Here is a 20,706-nt window from a genome sequence, read left to right as displayed (position 1 = left end):
CTCACCCGCCGCCCAGGGCCTCCGCGACCAGGTCCGCCCGCGCCTCGGCGAGCACCTCGGCCCGGTCCTCGGGCAGCACGAAGCCGGCCGCGACCGCCGCGTCGGTCGCCCGCTCGTACGCCGCCAGGTAGGCCGACAGCTCCGGGTAGGCCACCGCGACCCGCTCGGCCGGCAACGGCACCGTGCTGCCGAACAGCTCGCAGATCACCGGCGCCCCCGGCTCGGTGTCGCCGGACAGCACCTCGACGGCCGCGTCCACCGCGGGCGTGCGGACCCCGCCGCGAGCGTTGCCCAGGTCGTCGGGCACGAACCGGCCGTCGACCACCTCGAGCCGGTCGGCGGTCGGCGCGGCCGGCCCGCCCCGCACCCACGTCTCGAGGTGGCGCAGGGCCGCGCGGACGACGTACGCCTGCTGGCCGCGGTTCACCGGGCGCGGGCACGAGAGGTAGTCCTCGAACTCGCCGATCTGGAACTTGTCGGCGTGCGCCGTCCCCGCCACCTCCCACAGCCGCAGCAGGTCGGTGTCGGGCTGGCGCGCCGGCAGGTAGGCGAGCCGCCCGGTCAGGTCGGTCTCGGTCTGCACCATGACGACCGGGACATCGAGGTCGTCGCGGATCCGCGTCGGCGGGTGGTTGCGGAAGACGCCGATGTCGACCGCCTCAACCGGCTCGCCCAGCGGCATCGCCGCGCCGCCGCGGGAGTGGACGAGGAAGCCGTCGAAGCGGCCGGTGAGCGGCTGGACGCCGTCGGCGTAGGTGGTGAGGGCGTACGCCGACTGCGACTCCCCGATCGCGAGCAGGCACGTCGTCGCGCCGAGGCCGTCGGCCAGGTGCTCGACCAGCGCGCCGGCCACCTCGGTGAAGATGCCGTAGGAGTAGGCGTCACCCGGGTGGTGCAGCGCGGCGTACCGCTCCTGCCCCCGCAGCCCCGCGCTCGCGCCGCCCAGCCCGACCGCGGAGACGCCGCCCATGACGCCGATGTGCTGCGCGGAGACGCCGGCCCAGGCGTGCCCGCGGCGCACGACCTCGTCGGCCAGGTAGGTCCAGTCCGGCGCCGCGTCGGTGCCGGAGCTGACGTTGAGCCACTCGACCACGAGCGTCCCGGAGTACGCCGCCGGGTCGGCCGGCGCGCGCAGCAGCACCCGCGTCGCGAAGTCGGCGCGGTCCCGCTCGGCCAGCGACCAGCGGCCGTCCTGCGGCAGCTCGTCGGCGGCGTACGACGGGGCGACACCGGCCGCGACCAGCTCGGTCTCGGCGTACCCGGCCGCGGCCAGGTCGGGCCCGGGCCGGGCGGCCAGCAGGCCGTGCTCGCCGGGCGGGAGGGGCGTCAGCGTGGTCGGGGTCCCGGGGGTGGTCGGCATGGGCCGATCCTGCCGCCTCAGCGCAGCGTCGGCTCGGTCTTCTGGCGAACCTCGTCCTCGGTGACGCCGGGCGCGAGCTCGACCAGCCGCAGGCCGCCGCCCTCGGCGGCCGGGATGACGTCGATGACGGCGAGGTCGGTGATGATCCGCTGGACCACCCCGCGACCGGTGTAGGGCAGCGAGCACTCCTCGACGATCTTGTAGGACCCGTCGCGAGCGACGTGCTCCATCAGCACGACGACCTTCTTCGCGCCGTGGACGAGGTCCATCGCCCCGCCCATGCCCTTGACCATCTTCCCGGGGATCATCCAGTTGGCGATGTCGCCGGTCGCGCTGACCTGCATCGCACCGAGGATCGCGGCGTCGACCTTGCCGCCGCGGATCATCCCGAAGCTGGTCGCGGAGTCGAAGAAGCTCGCCCCGCGGCGGACCGTGACGGTCTCCTTGCCGGCGTTGACCAGATCCGGGCTCTCCTCCCCCTCGACCGGGTAGGCGCCGACGCCGAGGATGCCGTTCTCGGACTGCAGCACCAGCTCGACGTCGTCGGCCACGTAGTTGGGCACCAGCGTCGGCAGGCCGATCCCGAGGTTGACGTAGGACCCGTCGGTCAGCTCGCTGGCCGCCCGCGCGGCCATCTCCTCACGGCTCCAGCTCATGACGACACCTCCTGGCTCGGGCGGACCGTCAGCTTCTCGATCCGCTTGTCCGCGGCCTGCTCGGGGGTCAGCGCGACCACGCGCTGCACGAACACCCCCGGCGTGTGCACGTGGTTGGGGTCGATCTCGCCGGGCTCCACCAGCTCCTCGACCTCCGCGATCGTGATGCGGCCGCACATCGCGGCGAGCGGGTTGAAGTTCCGCGCGGCGTCCTTGTAGACGAGGTTCCCGTGCCGGTCACCGCGCCAGGCCCGCACCAGCCCGAAGTCGGCGACGATCGCGTGCTCGAGCACGAACTCCTTGGACCCCTCGGCGGTCTCGAAGACCTGCGTCTGCTTCGGCGGCGAGGCCTTCACGACGTTGCCGTCGGCGTCGTAGCGCCACGGCAGCCCGCCCTCGACGACCTGCGTGCCGACCCCGGTCGCGGTGTAGAACGCCGGGATCCCGCTCCCGCCCGCGCGCATCCGCTCCGCCAGCGTGCCCTGCGGGGTCAGCTCGACCTCGAGCTCACCGGCGAGGTACTGCCGGGCGAACTCACGGTTCTCCCCGACGTACGACGCCACCATCCGCCGCAGCCGGCCCGCCGCGAGCAGCCGGCCCAGGCCCCAGTCGTCGACGCCCGCGTTGTTCGACACCGCCTCGAGCTCGTCGACCTCGGCCGCGAGCAGCGCCTCGATCAACACCGACGGGATCCCGCAGAGCCCGAACCCGCCGACCGCCACCGTCGACCCGCTCCCGATGTCGGCCACCGCCTCGGCGGCCGACGCCATCACCTTGTCCATCCACCGATCCAAGCACGCCCACCACGCCGAGTCGCCACCTCCGGCAGGCCGAGTCGCCACCTCCGGCAGGCCGAGTCGCCACCTCCGGCAGGCCGAGTCGCCACCTCCGGCAGGCCGAGTCGCCACCTCCGGCAGGCCGAGTCGCCAGCTCGGGCGGCCCGAGCGTCAGGGCCGAGCGTCAGGGCCGAGCGTCAGGGGCGGCCGCAGGGCCGGTCGGAGCCGGCGAGGGCGAGCACGCGCCCGATGTGGGCGGGCAGCAGGTCGACCGGGGCGGCCCGGCCGGGCAGGCCGGCGTTGGGCTCGATGAACCAGCCGGTGATCGCGTCGAGGTCGTAGCCCTGGTCGGCGAGCACCTCCGCGACCGCCTCGACGTCACCGCGCGGCGCACCGGCCTCGTCGTACCAGAAGGCGGGCCGGTCGCGCCGGTCCCCGCGGTCGATGGTGCGCAGCCGCACCACGCCGGTGTCTGTCCCCGAGGTCATGGGACCACGGTGCCGCGCGGGCCGTGTGACCATGCTCACCCCAGTGGGTGACCGCGGTGGCCGGGGCGGGTACCCGTCGGGGTATGGCGACACTCGACCTCTGGCGGCGCGCGCGGACGGCCTCGTGGGCCCACCCGCGGTGGCTGCTCGCGCTCAAGACCGCCACCGCCGCCGGCCTCGCATGGCTGCTGGTGCAGCCGCTGTCCGGGCCGCTCAGCGACTACCCCTACTACGCGCCGATGGGCGCCGCGGCCGCGATGTCGACCACGGTGATCGGCTCGGCCCGCACGTCTGCCCAGGCCGTCGTGGCGATCACGATCGGTGCCGTCGTGGCGACCACCATGGGCCTGCTGGACGTGCCCGGGTGGCTCGCCCTGGCGCTGACCATCGCCGTCGCCACCCTCCTCGCGGGGCTGAAGCAGCTGGGTGCGATGGGCGGCTGGGTGCTTGTCGCGGCACTGTTCGTGCTGGTCATCGGCGGGCACGACCCCGAGGCGTACGTCGCGGCGTACGTCGGCCTCACCGCCTTCGGCGCGATCGTCGCCACGGTGGTCAACGCGCTGGTGCCGCAGCTGCCGCTCGAGCCGGTCGCCCGGGCCCAGGCCCGGCTGCGGCACCGGCTCGCCGACGAGCTGGACACGCTCGCCGACGGGCTGCTGGACGACGACGTGCTCGACCCGTCGTTCTGGGAGCAGCAGCGGCAGCGGACCGAGCCGCACGTCACCGAGCTGCGGGCGCTGCTGGCCGAGGCCAACGACGCCCGCCGCGGCAACTGGCGTGCCGGGCGCTGGTCGGAGACCGTCGACCGCCGCTACGCGCAGGCGCGTGCGCTCGAGCGGCTCGCCGGCTGCGTCGACGAGGTGTCAGCCCTCGTCTCGGACCAGCGCTCCTCGGTGCACGCCGACGAGCGCTCCGCCGAGGAGCTGCGCGACACGATCGCGCGGGCGATGCGGGCCGTGGCGACCATGCTGCGCAGCGCCGCGGAGGACCCGGTGCACGACGAGGGGCAGGAGGACGCCGCCGCCGTGCCGACCGCCGACGCCGAGCGGTCCGTCGAGGAGCTCGGCCTGCTCGTCTCGCACCTCGCCTCCACCGACGACAAGCACCTGCCCGCCGCCGCCGTCTGGGTCAACCTCCAGCGGGCCGTCGAGGCGTGGTCCTGACCGGCCGGTGCTGCCTGTGCCAGCACCGTCCGGGCAGCCGAGCGGGCTTGTAACGGGCTGTTCCCGACTGTGTAGGCACGCTGCAGCGTGCCTACACAGCGGCGAACGACCCGTTACAAGCCGGCCGCCGGCTCGCCACCCACCCGCCCGCTAGCAGTCAGCAAGCGGGTGGCGTTCGGATGGAGGGGTCGGACGACGTGGGGTCAGCGGCCCTTCCAGACCGGGTCGCGGTGCTCGGCGAAGGCGGCGATCCCCTCGGCAGCGTCCTCGGACATGACGGCCACGCCGGCGAGGTCGCTCTGCCGGGCGAACGCCTCGTCGGCCGACCACGACGGCGACTCGAGCACGATCCGGCGGCTGGCCGAGATCGACAGCGGGGCGTTGGCGACGATCTCGTCGGCCAGCGCCAGCGCGGCGTCGAGCACCGTGCCGGGCTCGGCGAGGCGGTTGACCAGTCCGAGCTCGGCCATCCGAGTCGCGGGCATCGGGTTGCCGGTGAGCGCGAGCTCCATCGCGACGTTGCGCGGGAGCCGCTCGGTCAGCCGCAGCACGCCACCGGCGGCCGCGACGAGGCCGCGCTTGGGCTCGGGGATGCCGAACTGGGAGTCGGTCGAGGCGACGATCAGGTCGGCGACGAGCGCGAGCTCGCAGCCACCGGCGAGCGCGTGGCCCTCCACGGCGGCGATGACCGGCTTGCTGATGGGCAGCGCGGCGATGCCGAGCGGGCCACGCTTGTCGGTCAGCGCGAAGGACCCAGCGGCCGCGGCCTTGAGGTCCATCCCGGCCGAGAACGTCCCGCCCGCGCCGGTGAGCACCGCGATCCGCGCGGTCTCGTCGGCCTCGAACGCGTCGATGACCCGCTCGAGCAGCTGCGCGGTGCGCAGGTCGATCGCGTTGCGCCGCTCGGGCCGGTTGATGGTGATGACCAGCACCGGCCCGCGGCGCTCGGTGAGCACCGGCGGCACCGGCGGCTCGGGCAGCTCCTGGCGCTCGCTGCCGGTGAACTGCAGCGTCTTGGCGTCCGACACCTCCACCGGCAGGTGCAGCGGGTCGCCGCCGACGACCTGCTCGAGCACCTCGGCCTGTGCCGAGCGCACCAGCACCCGCTCGCCGGACGGCGTGAGCACGGAGAGGATCGCGTTCTCCGGCGCACCGGCGCGGTCGTACTGCGCGGTCGCGGCCTCCACCACGCCCGGCCCGCTCCACGTGTCGAGCGCGGGGCGGGAGCGCTCCGGGAGCAGCACCGGCGAGAGCGCGCGGTACGCCGTGCGCGGCGGCGTGGCCGAGTAGATCCCCAGCGCGTGCTTGGTGACGAACCAGCCCAGCGAGGTCGACAGGCCGTAGGACTCCGGGTCCTCGCGCAGCCGGCCGACCAGCGTGGCGACCGCGTGGGTGCCGTAGTTGTTGCCCGGGCCACCCGCGAAGGTCAGGCCGCCGGTCACCGACAGCGGCCGGTCGGCGTCGTCGAGCGGGAAGCCGAGCTCGCCCGCGGCGATCTGCACCGCGGCCGGGAAGCAGGAGTAGAGGTCGACGTGGCGCACGTCGTCGGGGCCGATCCCGGCGTGGGCGAAGGCCGCCTCGCCGACCGCGCGGATCGCCGGCGACGCCGCGAGGTCACGGCGCTCCGAGACGAACCACTCGTCGTACGCCGCCGCGCCGGCGTGCAGGAAGACCCACTTGTCCTGCGGGATCCCCAGCGCGTCCGCGGCCGCGACGCTGGTGACCACCACGCCGGCCGCGAGGTCGACGGTCAGGTTGGCGCACAGCAGCTTCGGGTAGGGCTCGCTGATCATCCGGTTGCCGCCGTCGGGCGTGGCCAGCTCCTCGGGCGTGAACGCCTTCGGCAGCCAGGCGTGCTCGTTGCCGGCGGCGACCTCGGAGAAGCGCGACCACAGGCCGGTGATCGTGCGCAGGTGCTCCTCGGGCGTCTCGTCGGCCTTGGCGCGGACGGCGGACTCCATCAGCGCGTAGGTGTAGACCGGCACGGTCAGCCCCGCCGCGGACTCCGGCCCGTTGTTGGCCTCGCGGTCGCTGCCGATGACCCGGTCGGGGGCGACGTCGGCGGGCTGGGTCGGCCAGTCGAGGTCGAGGCCCTGCTTCTGCGCGGCGGCCAGCGTCGCGCCGGCCTCGGCGCCGCAGACGAGCACGACGTCGGCGCGGCCGTCGGCGACCGCCTGGCCGGCGGTGTTGATGAGCACCTGTCCGGCGTCGCCGCCGTACGGCGCGGACATCGCGGTCTCGTCCGGCTCGGCGCCGAGCGCCTCGGCCACGAGCGCGGCGGCGTCGCGGTAGGTCCACGAGGCGCTCGCGACGGCGTACACCGCGTCGGCCTCCTTGAGCAGGTCGGCGCCGGCGCCACTGTCCTCGCCGGCGCGCCGCAGCGCCTCGACGGCGAGCGCGACCGGGTCCTTCGGCGCGCCGAGGTCGGGCTCGCGCTGGGCGACCTGGCCGACGCCGACGAGCACGGGGGTGCGAGGGTCGAGGCGGGCGCCGGTGCGCTCGTGGACGACGGTACGCCGCGGGAAGCGCCCGCCCGCGGAGACGGCCGGGTCCGCGGCGAGCTCGGCCGCGAGCGCGGCGAACGCCGTGGCCGACTCGGTCAGCGCCTCCTCGACGCTGGCGGCGACGGTCGCGCCCAGCGGGCCCTCGACGGGGTCGCCGCCGATGCCGGCCTGGACCGCGACGCGGACGGTGTCGGCTTCCTGCGCCACCGAGATCCGCAGCCCCAGCGTGAGGTCCATCGGGCCGGTGCCGTCGAGCGCGACCAGGTCGTCCTCGGCCTCGACGACGGTCCAGGCGATGTCGGCCGGGATGCCCATCAGCGAGACCTGCTCCTCGAACGTGTCCCCCACGCTCGCGACCTCCGGCGGCGACCCGCGGAAGGAGGAGTGCATCGTCAGCCACGCGGCGTACCGCGCGAGGTCGGCGACCAGGCTCTGCGCCAGCGCGAGCGGCGCGGCGACGTCGGCGGCCGCGCGGACCACGCGCGGGTAGCCGGCGAGCTGGGTGGGCAGGTCGGTCTCGCTCATGCACTCTCCAAGACGCTCGTCCTGACAGAAAAAGTCAGGCGTGACTGTTTGTTCGTGAGCGTAGCGGAGCGCGGCCGCTGCCGCAGCGATGAGTCCGGGCTGCTCGGGTGGTCTCCCCCACCACGCAGTCACCCGGCGCCACCGGCGCCACCCACCGCCACTACCGCCACCCACCGCCACTACCGCCAGGAGCAACAGATGAGCCGCATGGTCTTCCCGAACCTCCCCGTCGCCGACATCGAGCGCGCCCGCGCGTTCTGGTCGGCGCTCGGCTTCACGTTCAACGAGCAGTTCAGCGACGGCAAGGCCTGCTGCCTCGTCCTCAACGACCTGTGCAACGTGATGCTGCTGCAGGAGGAGTTCTTCCACTCCTTCCACGACACGACCCCGGCCGGCACCGGCACCGAGGTGCTGATCTGCCTCTCCGCCGACAGCCGCGCGGAGGTCGACGAGCTGTGCAGCAGCGCCGCGGCCGCCGGCGCCACCGACACCGACGCGCGCACCGGCGGCGACGACGACCCGATGTACGGCGGGTCCTTCCGCGACCTCGACGGCCACGTCTGGGAGGTCATGCACATGGACATGTCGGCCATGGGCTGACCCCGGGCCGGGTCGGGCGGGTCCCGGCGCCCGGGGCCGGTCCCGGCGCCCGGGGCTGGTCGACGATCGTTCAATTGCGCCGATGTGGACGTGCGGGAGCGCTGCCACCCCGACACAGCGGCGCAATTGAACGGATGTTGCGCCCCGAGGACCGCTCAGCGCACGAACGCCGTGGTGCTCTCGTGCGGGTCGGCACCGGCCTGGACGCGACCACCCGGCAGCCGGCGGACGATGCCGACGCCGCCGAGCTCGTGGTCCCAGCGGTCGAGCCGCTCGACCTCGTAGCCGCGGTCCTCGAGCGCCTCGTGCAGCTCGTCGTAGAGCGGCGCCTCGAGCTTGATCCCGTGCGGCTCGGTGACGTGCGGGACGAAGGAGCTGGGGAAGTTCAGCGACATGAACCGCGGCGCCTCGACGGCCTCCTGCAGGTCCATCCCCCACACCAGGATGTTGAGCAGGACCTGGACGTTGGTCTGGGTCTGCACGTCGCCGCCGGGCGTGCCGAGCGAGACCTGCGCCCCGCCCTTCTCGTCGACCATCACCGCGTGCGGGGTGATCCGCGGACGCTTGCCGGGCTCGAGCCGGTTGGGGCTCTCGGGGTCGAGGCTGAACTGGGTCATCCGGTTGCCGAGGTTCATCCCGGTCCCCGGCACCATCGGCGTCAGCGGGAAGTCGCTGGGCGTCAGCGTCACCGAGTCGCCGTCGCGGTCGACGACCGCCAGGTGGGTGGTGTCCTTGCCGATGAGCGGGTCCGGGTCGTGCGGCCGGGACGCGGTGGCGACGTCGCCGGCGTCGGGCATGCCGTCGTACGACGTCTCGCCCATCTCGCCGCGGCGCTCGGCGGCGTGCTCGGGCGAGAGCAGCTCGGCGACCGGGACGTCGACGTACGCCGGGTCGCCCACGTGGGCCTCGCGGTCGGCCATCGCGAGGTCGATGGCCTGGAGGACGGTGTGGACGTACTCCTCCGAGCCCCACCCCATGGCCTCCAGGTCGATGCCCTCGAGGATCTCGAGCACCATCGGGACGACGATCCCCTGGTTCCACGTGCGGTTGGTGCGGATCGTGTGGCCGAGGAAGTCGGTCTCGATCGGCTCCTCCCACTCCCCCGCGTAGCCGGCGAGGTCCTCGGCGGTGAAGAGGCCGCCCTCGTCGTCCTGCATCTCGAGGATCGCCTCGGCGAGCGGGCCGGTGTAGAAGTGGTCGCGCACCGCCTGCAGGCCGGCGTCGCGGTCCCCGCCGGCCTCGACCGCCGCGGTCTCGGCCCGGCCCAGCGCCTCGAGGGTGTCGGCGAGGTCGGGGCGCTGGAACCGGTCACCGACGTGGATCGGCCGCCACCACTCGCCCTTGGTGTAGACCTCGGCGTTGTACGGCAGCAGGAACTGGAACCCGATCCGCTCGACGAGGTTGAAGTCGAGGTTGTGCGCCATCACCTCGTGGATCGGGAAGCCGGTGCGCGCCAGCTCGATCGCGGGCGCGGCCAGCTCGGCGAAGCTCATCGTGCCGTGCTCGCGCAGCAGCGCGACCAGCACGTCGGGCGAGGCCGGCAGCAGCTGAGCCCACACGTCCATCTCGGGGACCTCGTCCCAGTCCCGGTCACGGAACTTCTCCAGCGTCGCAGCCGCCGGTGCGGTGCCGGCGCCGGTGTAGCTCTGCACCTCCCCCGACGTCCCGTCGCGGAAGAGCAGCGGCGCGACGCCCGGGAAGCTGGCCGCCTCGCCGAAGGTGACGTTCAGCGCCAGCAGGCCGGCGATCGCGGCGTCGGCAGCGTTGCCGCCGGCCTCGAGGGTGTCGCGCATCGCCTCGGCCGCCCACGGCGTGCCGGCCACGACGGCGTACTCCGACCCCGTCGCCATCGGCCGGGTCTCGCCCTTGGGGCTGTCGAAGTCCATCGGGTCGCGCGGACCCTTCGGGAGCGCCCAGTAGACGCAGCCGAGCACGACCACCAGCACGAGGAGACCGATGCCGATCCGCTTGGACCAGCGCCGCAGCCGCGGGAACCGTCGATCGTCCTGCCGAGCCCTCGACCTGCGACGCACTGCACCCTCCGTCCCGGCCGGGCGGCTCCCGGCCGCGACACTGTGCCACGGTGAGAAGGCTCCTCACCGGCGAACAGCGGAACCCCTCAGGGGCCGCCCGCGTCGGACCGGCATGCGACTGCTCCGCCCGTGCGCCGCGCTCCTCCTCGCCGCTCTCGCGCTGGCCGCCCCGGTGCCCGTGGGCGCGCTGGCCGGCCCGGCCGCGGCCCTCTCGTGCGTGGACCACGAGCAGGTGGTGGCCGAGGCGACCGTGCTGTTCACCGGCCGCGTCGTCGACACCGACGACGGCGCGCTCGAGGTCGAGGTGGCCGAGGTACGCCGCGGCGAGCCGCCGGTGGACCCCGACCGCGGAACCGTGCGGCTGGTCGTCGAGGCCCAGGAGTACGGCGTGTGGCCGACCGACGACGGCGACCTCGCCGACGGCTACCGCTCCGGGAGCACCTGGCTGTTCGCGCCCTACGAACGTGACGACGCGTGGCGCGTCAGTCCCTGCGACGCGTGGGTGGTCGCCGGGCGCGGGGCGACCTGGGAGCGGTCCGGGACGGCCACCGGCGCGCCGTTCGACGCACCGGCCGTGCTGGCCGGGTCGGCCGTCGCGGTCGTCGCCGTCGGTGGTCTCGCGCTCTGGCTGGTGCTCCGGCGGCGTACGCCGCGGGGCTGAGCGGGGCTGCTGCGGGCCTCACGCGGGGGTCGTGTGCCCCACGACGCGGTCCAGCGCGTCCTCGGGCACACGACCCCGGCTACGACCCCCGCGGCGCGAACTGGTGCAGCCCGAGCTCCTCGGAGATCCGCTCCCCCGCGTGCAGGGCGCGCACGCTGTTGCCCTGCTCGTCGAGCAGCGGGCTCCAGCCGCCCAGCCCGAGCGTCCCGGGCGCGACGGCCAGCAGCCCGCCGGAGACGCCGGACTTCGCGGGCATGCCGGCGCGATGGATCCAGCGGCCGCTGCCGTCGTACATCCCGCACGTCGCCATCACGCTGAGCACCTCGGTGACCACCGCCTCGGGCAGCACCCGGTCGTCGCTGCCCGGGCGGACGCCCCAGCCGGCGAAGGTGGCCGCCATCGTCGCGAGGTCGGTCGCGGTCACCGCGATCGAGCACACCCGCGCGAGCACCTCCACGGCCTCCTCGACCGGCCGCGCGAGCATGCCGCCGCCCCGCATCAGGTGGGCGAGCGCCCGGTTGCGGTCGGCCCCCTCGAGCTCGGCCGCGACGACCTCCTCGTCCACGTGCAGCTCGCGGCCGGCGGCCCGCGAGCACACGTCGAGCACCCGGGCCACCCGGTCCGCGACGCCCGAGCCGTCGACCAGCGAGGAGGCCATCAGCGCGCCGGCGTTGACCATCGGGTTCGGGGGCCGGCCGGTCTCGAGCTCGAGCTCCACGGCGTCGAACGGCTCGCCGGTCGGCTCCACCCCGATCGCGTCGTGCACGGCGTCGCGGCGGTCGGCCAGCGCGACGGCGTACACCCACGGCTTGACCACCGACTGCACCGGGAACGCCACGTCGGCGTCGTCGGTGCGGCAGGTCTCGCCCTCCACGGTGACCACGGCCAGCCCGAAGCGGCCCTCGCACCCCTCGACGCTCGGGTCGCCCACCTCGCCGTCGGACTCCGGCAGCAGCCGCTCCCGCTCGGCGGCGAGGAGCGCGGTCAGGGCGTCAGGGTCGCGGGCCACCCGGTGGAGCGTACGACGCAGGTCCGCGCCCCGGCAGGGGTCAGCGATCAGCGCCGGCCGCGAACGCCTCGGCGTACGCCGCCTCCAGCGCCGCCTCGTCGAGCGCCCGGACCACCCGGACCGCGCCGGGGCCGGTCCGCTCGAGGCGGCCGACGTCGTCCACGGTCCACGACCCGGCCTCGACGTCCGTCTCCTCCACGGCGTCCGGCGCGACGAGCGCCGCCGCGGTCGCGAGGTCCCACCAGCGCGGCAGGCCGGCGACGGCGGCCAGACCGCCGACGACGGGGGCGTCGAGGACAACGGCGGGCGTGCCGTCGGGGACCGCGTCGTCCGGGACGACCGTCACGGGCGGACCCCCGGCGGCGAGGACGGCCCGCAGCGCGGCGGGGTCGGCCGCGGCGTTCCACTCGACGACGCCGTCCACGGCGGGCGACTCGACGGCGCCGGCCATCAGGTGCACGGCGTCGAGCCGGGCGTACGCCGCGGGCCGCTCGGCGGCCAGGTCGGCGAGGTTGGTGGCGGGGCCGAGCGCGACGACCGTCAGCCTGCCGGACGAGCGGGCGGCGCGCGCGGCGCGGGCGAGCAGCCCCACCGCGTCGCCGGCGGGCCGGGCGGGTCCCGCTGCGTCGCGGAGGCCGGGTCCGGCGGCGGCGCGCTCGCGCCAGTCCTGCGGCAGGGCGCGCCCGCCCGCGCCCGCCGACGCCCGCCCGCACCCGACCGGCACCGGCTGGACGTCGAGGGCGGCGACCAGGTCGGCGACCAGGTCCGGGCCGGCGTCGCAGCCGACGAGGCCGGTGGCAGCGACGGTGACCGCCTCGACCCGCACGTCCGGTCGGCGCAGCAGGAAGGCGAGCGCCACGAGGTCGTCGCCGCCGAGGTCGGTGTCGACCACGACCCGTCGGGCGTCGTCGGAGACGGCCACGGCGGGGGCGAGCCGTCCGGACGCGGCCTCGCCGTCGTCGTCGTACGGCGCCGTGCACCCGGCCAGCGCCAAGGCTCCGGCCGCGACGACCGCGGACGCCAGGATCGCGGCCCGCCTCACGGCGCGACCACCACCTGGGCCGCGACCCCGAGCGAGGCCAGGACCAGCCCGCCGGCGACCCACCACCGGCGCGACCGTCCGCCGACCACGAGGGCGGCGAGCACGGCCACGAGCCCGAGGAGGTAGACGTCGTGCCAGGCCGCCAGCTCGGGCGAGACCACGACGCGCGCCCAGTGGTCCTGGTGCTCGCCTGGCCCGGTGAGCAGCCAGTCGGCCGGGAACGTCGTCGGGTCGGCCTGGAGCGGACCGACCTCGACGCTGACGGGCTGCACCTGCAGCAGCGCGACGTACCGGACCACCGGCCCCTGCCACAGCCAGTAGACCCACACCAGGAACCACCCCAGGGCGAGCACCAGCGACGCGGCGAGACGGTGCCGCAGGACGCGCACGGCCAGCGCTCCGAGGCAGACGGCGACGGCCGCGAGCAGCACCGGCTGCAACAGCTCGGGGAGGGTGTGGTGCGCGTGGAGCGTGCGGCCGGGCTCGTCGCCGAGGTCCACTCCCCCGGCGAGCCGCAGCCCGGTGGCCACGGCGGCCACGACGACCGCGACCAGGCCGACCAGGGCGAGACCGCCGAGCAGCCGCGCCGCCGACCGCTGGGTCTCCGCCACCGGCGCGTCCTCGGCGAGGGGCACGAGCCCCCGTCCGGACGACGCGACCGCAGCCAGCGAGATGCCGAGCAGCAACGGACCGACGGACGCGGCCAGACCGGTGTACGACGCGCCGGACCACTCCGCCTGCGAGGCGTCCCAAGCCGCGACGACGGCCAGCGCCAGGCCGCACCACGGTGCCGGGTGGCGCAGCATCCGGCGCGCCTCGAGCCCGGCGAGCACGCGCACCGACGACGGACCCGCGTCCCGCGGCGGTGTCGGTCGCACGGGGACCGTGCGGGCCCCGTCGAGCGCCGTCACCGGTCCCGCCCCAGGACGAGGGCGGTGGCACCGACGACGAGCAGCGCACCGACGTGCGCGTCCCAGCCGTGCCCACCCGCCCGGCTCGCGAGGACCCAGACGACCGGGGCGGCGGTGCCGACCGCGAGAGCGGCCGAGGCGCCGACCGGGGCGCCGCCCCGGCCGGCCGCCGCGAGCGCGCCGGCGAGCCCGAGCGCCACCAGGGCGACCAGGGCGAGGAGGTCGGGCGGCCGCACGTCGTCGCCGAGCGCGAGCCAGGCCGACCAGACCACGAGCGCCGCGGGCACGAGCAGCACCAGACGGTGGGTACGCCGGGTGGGCGCCGGGGCCGGCACGGCGGCGAGCAGTGCGGCGGCCGGGTCGCGCAGGCCCGCGACCGCGGCCGCCGCGAGCGCCGCGGCCACCGGGCCGAGCAGGTCGTCGGCCGGACCGTCGGCACCGAGCGCGCCGGCATGGAGGGGCACGGCGACGACGGCCAGGCAGCAGGCCACCACCGCGAGCGGCCACCAGCTCGTCGCGCGGACGGTCGGCAGCACCCAGGCGGGGCTCATCGGCGGGCCTCCGCGGTGAGCAGCAGGTAGCCGTCGTCGAGGGTCGGCGCGACCAGGGCGGCCCCGGCCGGGGGCTCCCCGACGTGGCGGTGGGTCCCTGCCGGGGTCAGCCAGCTGTGCACCGCGCGCGGGTCCGGGCGGTCGTCCTCCCAGACCCGGCCGGCGGCGAGCGCGGCCAGCCCGGCCGGGGGCCCGGAGAAGTGCACCCGCCCGCCCAGCACGACGTGCACCTCGTGGCACACGGACGACACCTCGGCGATGTGGTGGGTGGCCATGACGACCGTGCGGGCCTGCGAGAGCAGGGACCGCAGCCTCAGCCGCTGCTCGGGGTCGAGCCCCGTGGCGGGCTCGTCGAGGACGAGCAGGTCGGGGTCGCCGAGCAGGGCCGCGGCGAGCGCGACCCGCTGCCGGGTCCCTCCAGAGAGCCGGCGGATCTTGCGGTGCATGTCGTCCTCGAGCCCGACCGACACGAGCACGCGTCGCACCTCCTCCCGGCGGCGTGCCGCGTGGGTGTGCTCCTTGAGCACGGCGACGTAGTCGACCAGGTCGAACGGCGTGAAGCCCGGGTAGAGCCCGGGGGCCTGCGGCAGGTAGCCGAGCCGCCGCCGGACCTCGAGCCGCTCGTCGGGGCGGGACGGGTCGAGCCCGAGCAGCCGCACCTCGCCGCGGTCCGGCGCCAGGACGGTCGCGGCGATCCGCAGCAGCGTGGACTTGCCCGCGCCGTTGGGGCCGAGCAGCCCGACGACGCCGGGGCCGGCCGTGAGGGACACCGCGTCGACCGCGCGCGAGCGGCCGAAGGAGCGGGTCACCCCCGCGAACGACAGCGGCGGCGCCGCGGTGACGACGCCCGGGACGGTGGGGCCGGTGACGGGTCGGCTGGTCATGCGGTCCTCCGGTAGGCCACGGCGTCACGGCGGACCACCGTCGTGGCCACGGCCGCGACGGCGACCAGCAGGGCCACCAGCTGCAGGGTGGGGTGGGCGACCAGGTCGGCGAACGCCTCGGGATCGACCCGCCGCCGGGCCGAGACCCCCGCGCCGACGACGAGCGCCCAGCCGACGCCGACCGAGACCGCGACGTACGTCGGGTCGAGCCGCGTCGTGCCGGCCGCCAGCACCGTGCTGGCCAGCGCCAGTCCCGGCAGGCACCAGGCGAGCGCGAGCGACACGGGGACGTCGGCCCACCAGTGGTCGACCGCGGCGAGGACGAGGTACGCCGCCGGGAGCGCCGCGCCGGCAACCACCAGCGCCCGCGCGGAGACCAGGCGCAGACCGGCCGCCGGCGTCGCCAGGCTGACCTGCCCGGCCGGGTCGACCTCGGCCCGGAACGCCAGCGCCACCGCGACGACCGGTGCCAGCGGGGCGGCGACCAGCAGCGCGACCAGGCCCCGCTCCCCCGCCGTGGCCGCGGTCAGCAGCGGCACGAGCCCCACCAGCGCGACCGCCACGAGCGCGGCCCGGAGCAGCGCGGGCGTCGCCACCGTGGAGCGCAGCAGCCACGGGCTCCGCGACGGACGGTCCACGTGGTCGGCGAGCAGCGCCCACGCCCGGTCGCGCTCCGCGGTGCCGTCCCGCGCGTCGAGCTCGGCGAGCCGGGAGCGGCAGGTCCCGCAGGCGAGCAGGTGCGCCTCGAGCGAGGCGGCGAGGACCGGCGGTGCGTCCCCGGCCAGGTACGCGGCGATCGAGGTGTCCTCGGCGTGCCACTCCGTGCGGTGCGTGCTCACAGGAGCGCCTCCCTCAGCTCGAGCCGCGCGCGGCTCATCCGGCTCTTCACGGTCCCGCTCGGGATCCCGAGCAGCGCGGCGGCCTCCCTCGTCGAGAGCCCGTCGAGGACGGTCGCCTGGACGACCGCCAGCAGCTCCGGCGACAACCGCTGCAGCGCCCGGCCGACGTCGCTGTGCTCGACGGCGAGCAGCACCGCCTCCTCGGCCGACGGCGCGTGCTCCGGGCGCAGCCGCGCCAGCCGCTCGAGCACCGGCTTGCGGGCGCGCAGCCGCTGCAGGAGCGTGCGCAGGGCGATGCCCCACAGCCAGGCGGCGACCTCGCCGCGACCGGCGTACCTCCCCGGCTGCTGCCAGGCGACCAGGAACGTGTCGTTGACGACCTCGGCCACCACGGCGGGGTCGCCGCACCGCTGCCGCACCCGCGCCGCCAACCAGGGCTGGTGCCGGTCGAACAGCTCGCGCAACGCCCCGCGATCGCCCTCGGCGACCCGGGCGAGCAGCTCGCGGTCGACCGCCGCCTCGTCCTCCATGCCCTCTTGTGGAGGCGAGCCGCCCGATCGGTTCGCCGCGGGCGACCGGTCCAGACCGGACGGGCGGGCTCGTCGCGGCACCACGGCGCACCTCCTCACGGACTCGGCGGGACCATCGTGGCGGATCCCGGCCCGTGACGGGCGTGGAACGGTGGGCCCCGGGGGCGCGCTCCCGGGTCCGTGCGGTCGCCGGACCTAGGGTGAGGCCATGGGGCTGCGACGGGTCGTGGCGGGCGGTGCGGCCGTCGCAGCGCTGGCCGCCGGAGGGCTGGCCACCTGGTCGGCCGTCGACGAGCCGGACCGGGCGGCCCTGCTCGAGCCGCGGGCCGAGCCGCTGGAGGTGGTGGCTCCCGTCCCGACGTACGCCCTCGGGACACCCGAGGGCCTGCGCGTCCGCGCCGGCGGCCGGGAGCTGGTGCTCCCCGACGCCGTCGACGCGCGCTGGCTGCCCGGCGGCCGGCTCGTCGTCGTCGAGGAGGACCGCCGCCGGCTGCGGCTGCTCGACCCGCGCACCGGCGAGGCCCGCGGCAGCGCGCCGATCGGCGACGCGGACCTGCCCGGCAGGTCGGCGGCCCGGGTGAACCTGCTCGCGCGCTACGACCAGCCGACGGTGCTCCGCTCCTGGTCGGCGGCGCTCGACGCGGTCGAGGAGGTCGCGCTGCCCGGGACCGACGACCCGGTCGCGGCCGAGGACCCCGACGTCGTCCGGGGCTACTTCGGCGTCGCGGCCACGGTGGGCGACACGACCTTCGTGCTGTGGCACGACAGCAGCGAGACCTACGAGGACGGTGCTCGCGGCGTAGCCAGGATCCGCGACGGCGAGGTCGACACGGTGCTGCTCGACGAGCCCCTGGTCGCGTTCCACCTCTCCGTCGACGGCGCTTCGCTGCTCGCGTTGCGGCAGGTGCGTGGCGAGCCCTGCGGGGGGTGCGTCGTCGAGCAGGAGGTCGTCGAGATCGACCCGGTCGACGGCACGCTCCAGTCCTACGGTCACCCCGAGGAGTACGACGACTCCTGGCGCGTCGACGCCATGGACCGGGTGGGCGACCGGGTCGCCGTCCGGTACGTCCGGGCCGGCGACGGGCGGGTGCCGCGGGAGCGCAACCTGCTCGGGACCTATGTGTACGCCGACGGCGACTGGTCGCTCCTGCCCGGCAGCGACGAGGCGACGACCTGGTGGCAGGACGGCGGGCGGGTGCTGGCCCGCCCGGCGCGCGAGCCCCGGTGGGGTGCCGACGGCTTCCGGTTCTCCTGGGTCGCCGACGGCACCGACCGCGAGGTGCCGATCGTCGGGGAGCTCGTCACGTCCTACGGCCGGGTCGGCTCGCGCCTGGGCGCGGTCGCCGGTCAGCTCCTCCCGCCGGCCTGACCCGCTTTGACCTGTCTTTGCCTCGTCCAGGGGGTCAGCGGTCGGCGCGCTTGTCCAGCACGGTCAGGTCGGCGTCGAGCTCGACGTCCCACTCGGTGCCGTCGGTGGCGCGCACCTCGACCTCGTAGGCCTCGCCCCGGTCGTCGCTCGCCTCGACGTCGAGGACGGTGCCGCCGCCGACGGCCTCGAGCGCGGCGTCACCGGCAGCGGTGCGCTCCTCGGCGCTGAGCACGCGGTCGTCGGCGTCCCGGTCGTCACGGTCGTCGCGCACGTCGTCGCTGTCGTCGTCGCGGTCATCGCGGTCGTCGTCGCGGTCCTGGGCTACGACGCCCAGGTCGGAGTCGAGGGCGACGTCGACCTCGCCACCGTCGGGCAGGCGGACCTCGACCTCGTAGGCCTCGCCCGGGTCGTCGCTGGTCTCGACGTCGACGGCCTCGCCGCTGCCGACGGCCTCGACGGCCGCGGCCGCGACCCGGTCACGCTCGGCACCGTCGACGGTGCCGTCGGCGCTGGCGGTGGTCGCCCAGACGGTGCCACCGATCCCGAGGACGGCGACAGCGGCGACGGTGGGGACGAGGACGCGCTTGGTGCGGAGCGTGGCGGTGTTCATGGTGACCCTCTCGATCGGCGTTCCGGGCTCCCTGCCCGGTGGTGTGGCACCACCATGCGACGGGGTCGCTGAACCCTTCCTGAACGCTCCTGAAGACCCGTTCAGGGACGCTCGTCCGCGGCCACGGCGGGCAGCCGCACCACGAACCGGGCGCCGCCGAGCCGGGAGCCCTCCACCGCCACGGACCCGCCGTGGGCGGCGACCGTCTCGCGGACGATGGCCAGCCCCAGGCCGCTGCCGCCGGCGTCGCGTGCCCGGGCGTCGTCGAGCCGCACGAACCGCTCGAAGACCCGCTCGCGGTCGGCCTCCGGCACCCCGGACCCGTCGTCCTCGACGACCAGCTCCACGGTCTCGCCTCGGTCCCCGACGCTCACCGCGACCCTCGCGGCGGCGTGCCGCGCGGCGTTGTCGACGAGGTTGCGCGCGACCTGCGCCAGCGCGAGCGGGTCGCCCTGCACCCGCCCCGGCGCCACCGCGCTCGTGTCCACGGCGAGGCCGGCGCGGCGTACCCGTCGGGCCTCGGCGAGCGCCAGGTCGTCCAGGTCGACGTCGCGGTGCGCCCGCACGAGCGCTCCCTCGTCGGCGCGGGTGAGCACGAGCAGCTGCTCGACGAGCCGCTGCATGCGCGCGGACTCCTCGAGCACCGCCTCGGCCAGCTCGCCCTCGGGCAGCGCGCCCGGGTGCTCGCGGGCCACCTCGGCGGTCTGCCGGATGCTCGCCAGCGGCGAGCGGAGCTCGTGCGAGGCGTCCGCGACGAACTGCTGCTGCCGCTCGCTGGAGGCCTGGAGCCGCTCGAGCATCGCGTTCATCGTGACCGCGAGGCGGCGGACCTCGTCTCGTGCGGGCGGCTCGGGCACGCGGCTGTCGAGCCGGTCTCCGGTGATGCCCTCGACCTCCCGCCGGATCCGCTCGACCGGCGCGAGAGCGCGGCCGGCCACGACCCACGTGGTTGCGCCGACCAGCAGCAGCACGAGCGGCAGCCCGACGACCAGCGGTCCGACCAGGGCCCGGGTCGAGTCGGCGACCTCCTCCAGCGAGGCGGCGACCACGACGTCGTACGACGCCTCGCCGGCGCGGGCGTCCTCGGCCACGACGACGTACGCCGCGTCGGCGCCCGGCAGCCGCACCTCGTCCACGTCGTCGCTCGGCAGCGTGCGCGCGAGCGGCTGGGAGGCGGCGACCACGCGTCCGCGCTCGTCGAGCACCTGCCAGACGACGTCCTCGGGGTCGTCGGCGTCGTCGTCCCCGTCCCCGTCCCCGTCGCTGTCGCCGTCGCCGTCGCCGTCCCCGGTCCCGGAGCCCGGGACGCCGGTGGCCTCGACCTGCGCGGCCAGGTCGGCGGCGCGCTGCTCGGCCGTGGTCTCGACCCCGTCGCGCAGCGAGCCGCGCACGAGGGAGACCAGCAGCAGCGCGCCGAGCACCAGCACGACGGCCACGACGAGCACCGCGGCGGCGGTGGTGCGCAGCCGCACCGACGCGCGGCCGGACCAGCGCCCGCCCGGCGGCTCAGCCACCGTTGCTCATCAGCCGGTAGCCCGCGCCGCGTAGGGTCTGGATCGCCTCCCGGCCGAAGGGCCGGTCGATCTTGTTGCGCAGGTGGCGGACGTAGACCTCGACGATGTTGGGGTCGCCGTCGAAGTCGACGTCCCACACGGCCTCGAGGATCTGCCGCTTGGACACGACGTCGCCGGCGTGCCGCGCGAGGAACGCCAGCAGCGAGAACTCCCGGGCAGTCAGCTCGACCTCGCTCTCCCCGCGCCACACCCGCCGGGCGGCCGGGTCGACGCGGAGGTCGCCGACCACCAGCTCGGTCGGGCGCTCGCGGGCGCCGCGCCGGGCGACCGCGCGCAGCCGGGCCACGAGCACCGGGAACGAGAACGGCTTGGTCAGGTAGTCGTCGGCACCGGTGTCCAGCCCCTCGACCTGGTCCCACTCGCCGTCCTTGGCGGTGAGCATGAGGATCGGCGTCCAGTCCCGCTCGGCGCGCAGCGTCTCGCAGACCTGGTAGCCGTTGATGCCGGGCAGCATCAGGTCGAGCACGATCGCGTCGTAGGTGTTCTCCCGCGCCAGCCAGAGCCCGTCGGTGCCGTCGTGGGCGACGTCGACCGCGAAGCCCTCGGCCTCCAGGCCGATCCGGAGCGAGCGCGCGAGCCGCACCTCGTCGTCGACGACGAGCACGCGCATGGCAGACCTCC

At 75.8% G+C, this 20,706-nt stretch carries 20 protein-coding genes; 4 read left to right on the top strand and 16 right to left on the bottom strand.

The genetic code is table 11. The features are described from left to right. Window position 1 precedes the first annotated feature (1 nt). From QWY29_RS18780 to QWY29_RS18765, 4 genes are all read right to left on the bottom strand, one after another. Window positions 2–1,360 carry an alpha/beta hydrolase domain-containing protein gene (locus tag QWY29_RS18780; RefSeq protein ID WP_300962735.1) on the bottom strand — a complete coding sequence of 453 codons (1,359 nt, stop codon included), beginning with the start codon at window positions 1,358–1,360 and terminating at the stop codon, window positions 2–4. A 17-nt stretch (window positions 1,361–1,377) separates the two neighbouring features. After that, complete coding sequence (locus QWY29_RS18775; protein ID WP_300962734.1) at window positions 1,378–2,016, bottom strand: 3-oxoacid CoA-transferase subunit B; 639 nt, start codon at window positions 2,014–2,016, stop codon at window positions 1,378–1,380. Next, the gene (locus tag QWY29_RS18770; RefSeq protein WP_300962733.1) at window positions 2,013–2,798 is read right to left on the bottom strand and encodes a CoA transferase subunit A; all 786 of its coding nucleotides are present in this window, start codon (window positions 2,796–2,798) and stop codon (window positions 2,013–2,015) included. The genes QWY29_RS18775 and QWY29_RS18770 overlap by 4 nt, the downstream gene beginning before the upstream one ends. Before the next feature lie 191 nt (window positions 2,799–2,989). Beyond that, a complete protein-coding gene (locus QWY29_RS18765) occupies window positions 2,990–3,280 on the bottom strand; it encodes a hypothetical protein (protein WP_300962732.1) in 291 nt (96 codons plus the stop codon). Window positions 3,281–3,363: 83 nt separating this feature from the next. Here QWY29_RS18765 and QWY29_RS18760 point away from each other — a divergent pair, with 83 nt between their 5' ends. Next, window positions 3,364–4,443 carry an FUSC family protein gene (locus QWY29_RS18760; RefSeq protein ID WP_300962731.1) on the top strand — a complete coding sequence of 360 codons (1,080 nt, stop codon included), beginning with the start codon at window positions 3,364–3,366 and terminating at the stop codon, window positions 4,441–4,443. Between the two features lie 203 nt (window positions 4,444–4,646). On the opposite strand, the gene QWY29_RS18755 is transcribed toward QWY29_RS18760, so the two are convergent. Next, window positions 4,647–7,472, bottom strand: coding sequence for a crotonase/enoyl-CoA hydratase family protein (locus QWY29_RS18755; RefSeq protein WP_300962730.1), 2,826 nt, complete (start codon window positions 7,470–7,472; stop codon window positions 4,647–4,649). A 198-nt stretch (window positions 7,473–7,670) separates the two neighbouring features. Between QWY29_RS18755 and QWY29_RS18750 the strand changes: the two genes are divergently transcribed. Then, entirely contained in the window at window positions 7,671–8,072 is a 402-nt protein-coding gene (locus QWY29_RS18750) for a VOC family protein (RefSeq protein ID WP_300962729.1), read from the top strand. A gap of 155 nt (window positions 8,073–8,227) precedes the next feature. Here the strand turns inward: QWY29_RS18750 and QWY29_RS18745 are convergent, their stop codons facing one another. Continuing rightward, a complete protein-coding gene (locus QWY29_RS18745) occupies window positions 8,228–10,105 on the bottom strand; it encodes a gamma-glutamyltransferase family protein (protein WP_300962728.1) in 1,878 nt (625 codons plus the stop codon). A 112-nt stretch (window positions 10,106–10,217) separates the two neighbouring features. Between QWY29_RS18745 and QWY29_RS18740 the strand changes: the two genes are divergently transcribed. Further along, window positions 10,218–10,766, top strand: a complete 549-nt coding sequence (locus QWY29_RS18740; protein WP_300962727.1) for a hypothetical protein — start codon at window positions 10,218–10,220, stop codon at window positions 10,764–10,766. A gap of 79 nt (window positions 10,767–10,845) precedes the next feature. Here the strand turns inward: QWY29_RS18740 and glsA are convergent, their stop codons facing one another. The 7 genes from glsA to QWY29_RS18705 are packed head-to-tail and all read right to left on the bottom strand — an operon-like array spanning window position 10,846 to window position 16,532. Next, window positions 10,846–11,775 carry a glutaminase A gene (glsA, locus tag QWY29_RS18735; RefSeq protein WP_300962726.1) on the bottom strand — a complete coding sequence of 310 codons (930 nt, stop codon included), beginning with the start codon at window positions 11,773–11,775 and terminating at the stop codon, window positions 10,846–10,848. A gap of 40 nt (window positions 11,776–11,815) precedes the next feature. Further along, window positions 11,816–12,817: a nucleoside hydrolase gene (locus QWY29_RS18730; protein ID WP_300962725.1), complete on the bottom strand. Its 1,002-nt coding sequence runs from the start codon at window positions 12,815–12,817 to the stop codon at window positions 11,816–11,818. After that, a complete protein-coding gene (locus QWY29_RS18725) occupies window positions 12,814–13,695 on the bottom strand; it encodes a hypothetical protein (protein ID WP_300962724.1) in 882 nt (293 codons plus the stop codon). Before QWY29_RS18725 ends, QWY29_RS18730 begins: the two co-directional genes overlap by 4 nt. 29 nt (window positions 13,696–13,724) lie before the next feature. After that, window positions 13,725–14,279 (bottom strand): hypothetical protein, encoded by a 555-nt coding sequence (locus tag QWY29_RS18720; protein WP_300962723.1) that lies wholly within the window; start codon window positions 14,277–14,279, stop codon window positions 13,725–13,727. Further along, window positions 14,276–15,163, bottom strand: coding sequence for an ABC transporter ATP-binding protein (locus QWY29_RS18715; RefSeq protein ID WP_300962722.1), 888 nt, complete (start codon window positions 15,161–15,163; stop codon window positions 14,276–14,278). The genes QWY29_RS18720 and QWY29_RS18715 overlap by 4 nt, the downstream gene beginning before the upstream one ends. Then, window positions 15,160–16,002: a zf-HC2 domain-containing protein gene (locus QWY29_RS18710; RefSeq protein WP_300962721.1), complete on the bottom strand. Its 843-nt coding sequence runs from the start codon at window positions 16,000–16,002 to the stop codon at window positions 15,160–15,162. Before QWY29_RS18710 ends, QWY29_RS18715 begins: the two co-directional genes overlap by 4 nt. After that, the gene (locus QWY29_RS18705; protein ID WP_300962720.1) at window positions 15,999–16,532 is read right to left on the bottom strand and encodes an RNA polymerase sigma factor; all 534 of its coding nucleotides are present in this window, start codon (window positions 16,530–16,532) and stop codon (window positions 15,999–16,001) included. Before QWY29_RS18705 ends, QWY29_RS18710 begins: the two co-directional genes overlap by 4 nt. A gap of 208 nt (window positions 16,533–16,740) precedes the next feature. On the opposite strand from QWY29_RS18705, the gene QWY29_RS18700 reads away from it, so the two are divergent. Continuing rightward, window positions 16,741–17,901 carry a hypothetical protein gene (locus tag QWY29_RS18700; RefSeq protein WP_300962719.1) on the top strand — a complete coding sequence of 387 codons (1,161 nt, stop codon included), beginning with the start codon at window positions 16,741–16,743 and terminating at the stop codon, window positions 17,899–17,901. A 34-nt stretch (window positions 17,902–17,935) separates the two neighbouring features. On the opposite strand, the gene QWY29_RS18695 is transcribed toward QWY29_RS18700, so the two are convergent. From QWY29_RS18695 to QWY29_RS18685, 3 genes are all read right to left on the bottom strand, one after another. Next, a complete protein-coding gene (locus QWY29_RS18695; RefSeq protein ID WP_300962718.1) occupies window positions 17,936–18,511 on the bottom strand; it encodes a PepSY domain-containing protein in 576 nt (191 codons plus the stop codon). Between the two features lie 101 nt (window positions 18,512–18,612). Beyond that, window positions 18,613–20,025 (bottom strand): sensor histidine kinase, encoded by a 1,413-nt coding sequence (locus tag QWY29_RS18690; protein WP_300962717.1) that lies wholly within the window; start codon window positions 20,023–20,025, stop codon window positions 18,613–18,615. Then, window positions 20,018–20,695 carry a response regulator transcription factor gene (locus QWY29_RS18685; RefSeq protein ID WP_300962716.1) on the bottom strand — a complete coding sequence of 226 codons (678 nt, stop codon included), beginning with the start codon at window positions 20,693–20,695 and terminating at the stop codon, window positions 20,018–20,020. The genes QWY29_RS18690 and QWY29_RS18685 overlap by 8 nt, the downstream gene beginning before the upstream one ends. Between the last annotated feature and the right edge of the window lie 11 nt (window positions 20,696–20,706).

Origin of the sequence: Nocardioides abyssi (genome assembly GCF_030412915.1) — a bacterium.
In the GTDB taxonomy this organism is placed as follows: domain Bacteria; phylum Actinomycetota; class Actinomycetes; order Propionibacteriales; family Nocardioidaceae; genus Nocardioides; species Nocardioides abyssi.
This window is presented reverse-complemented; position numbering and strand designations above follow the sequence as displayed.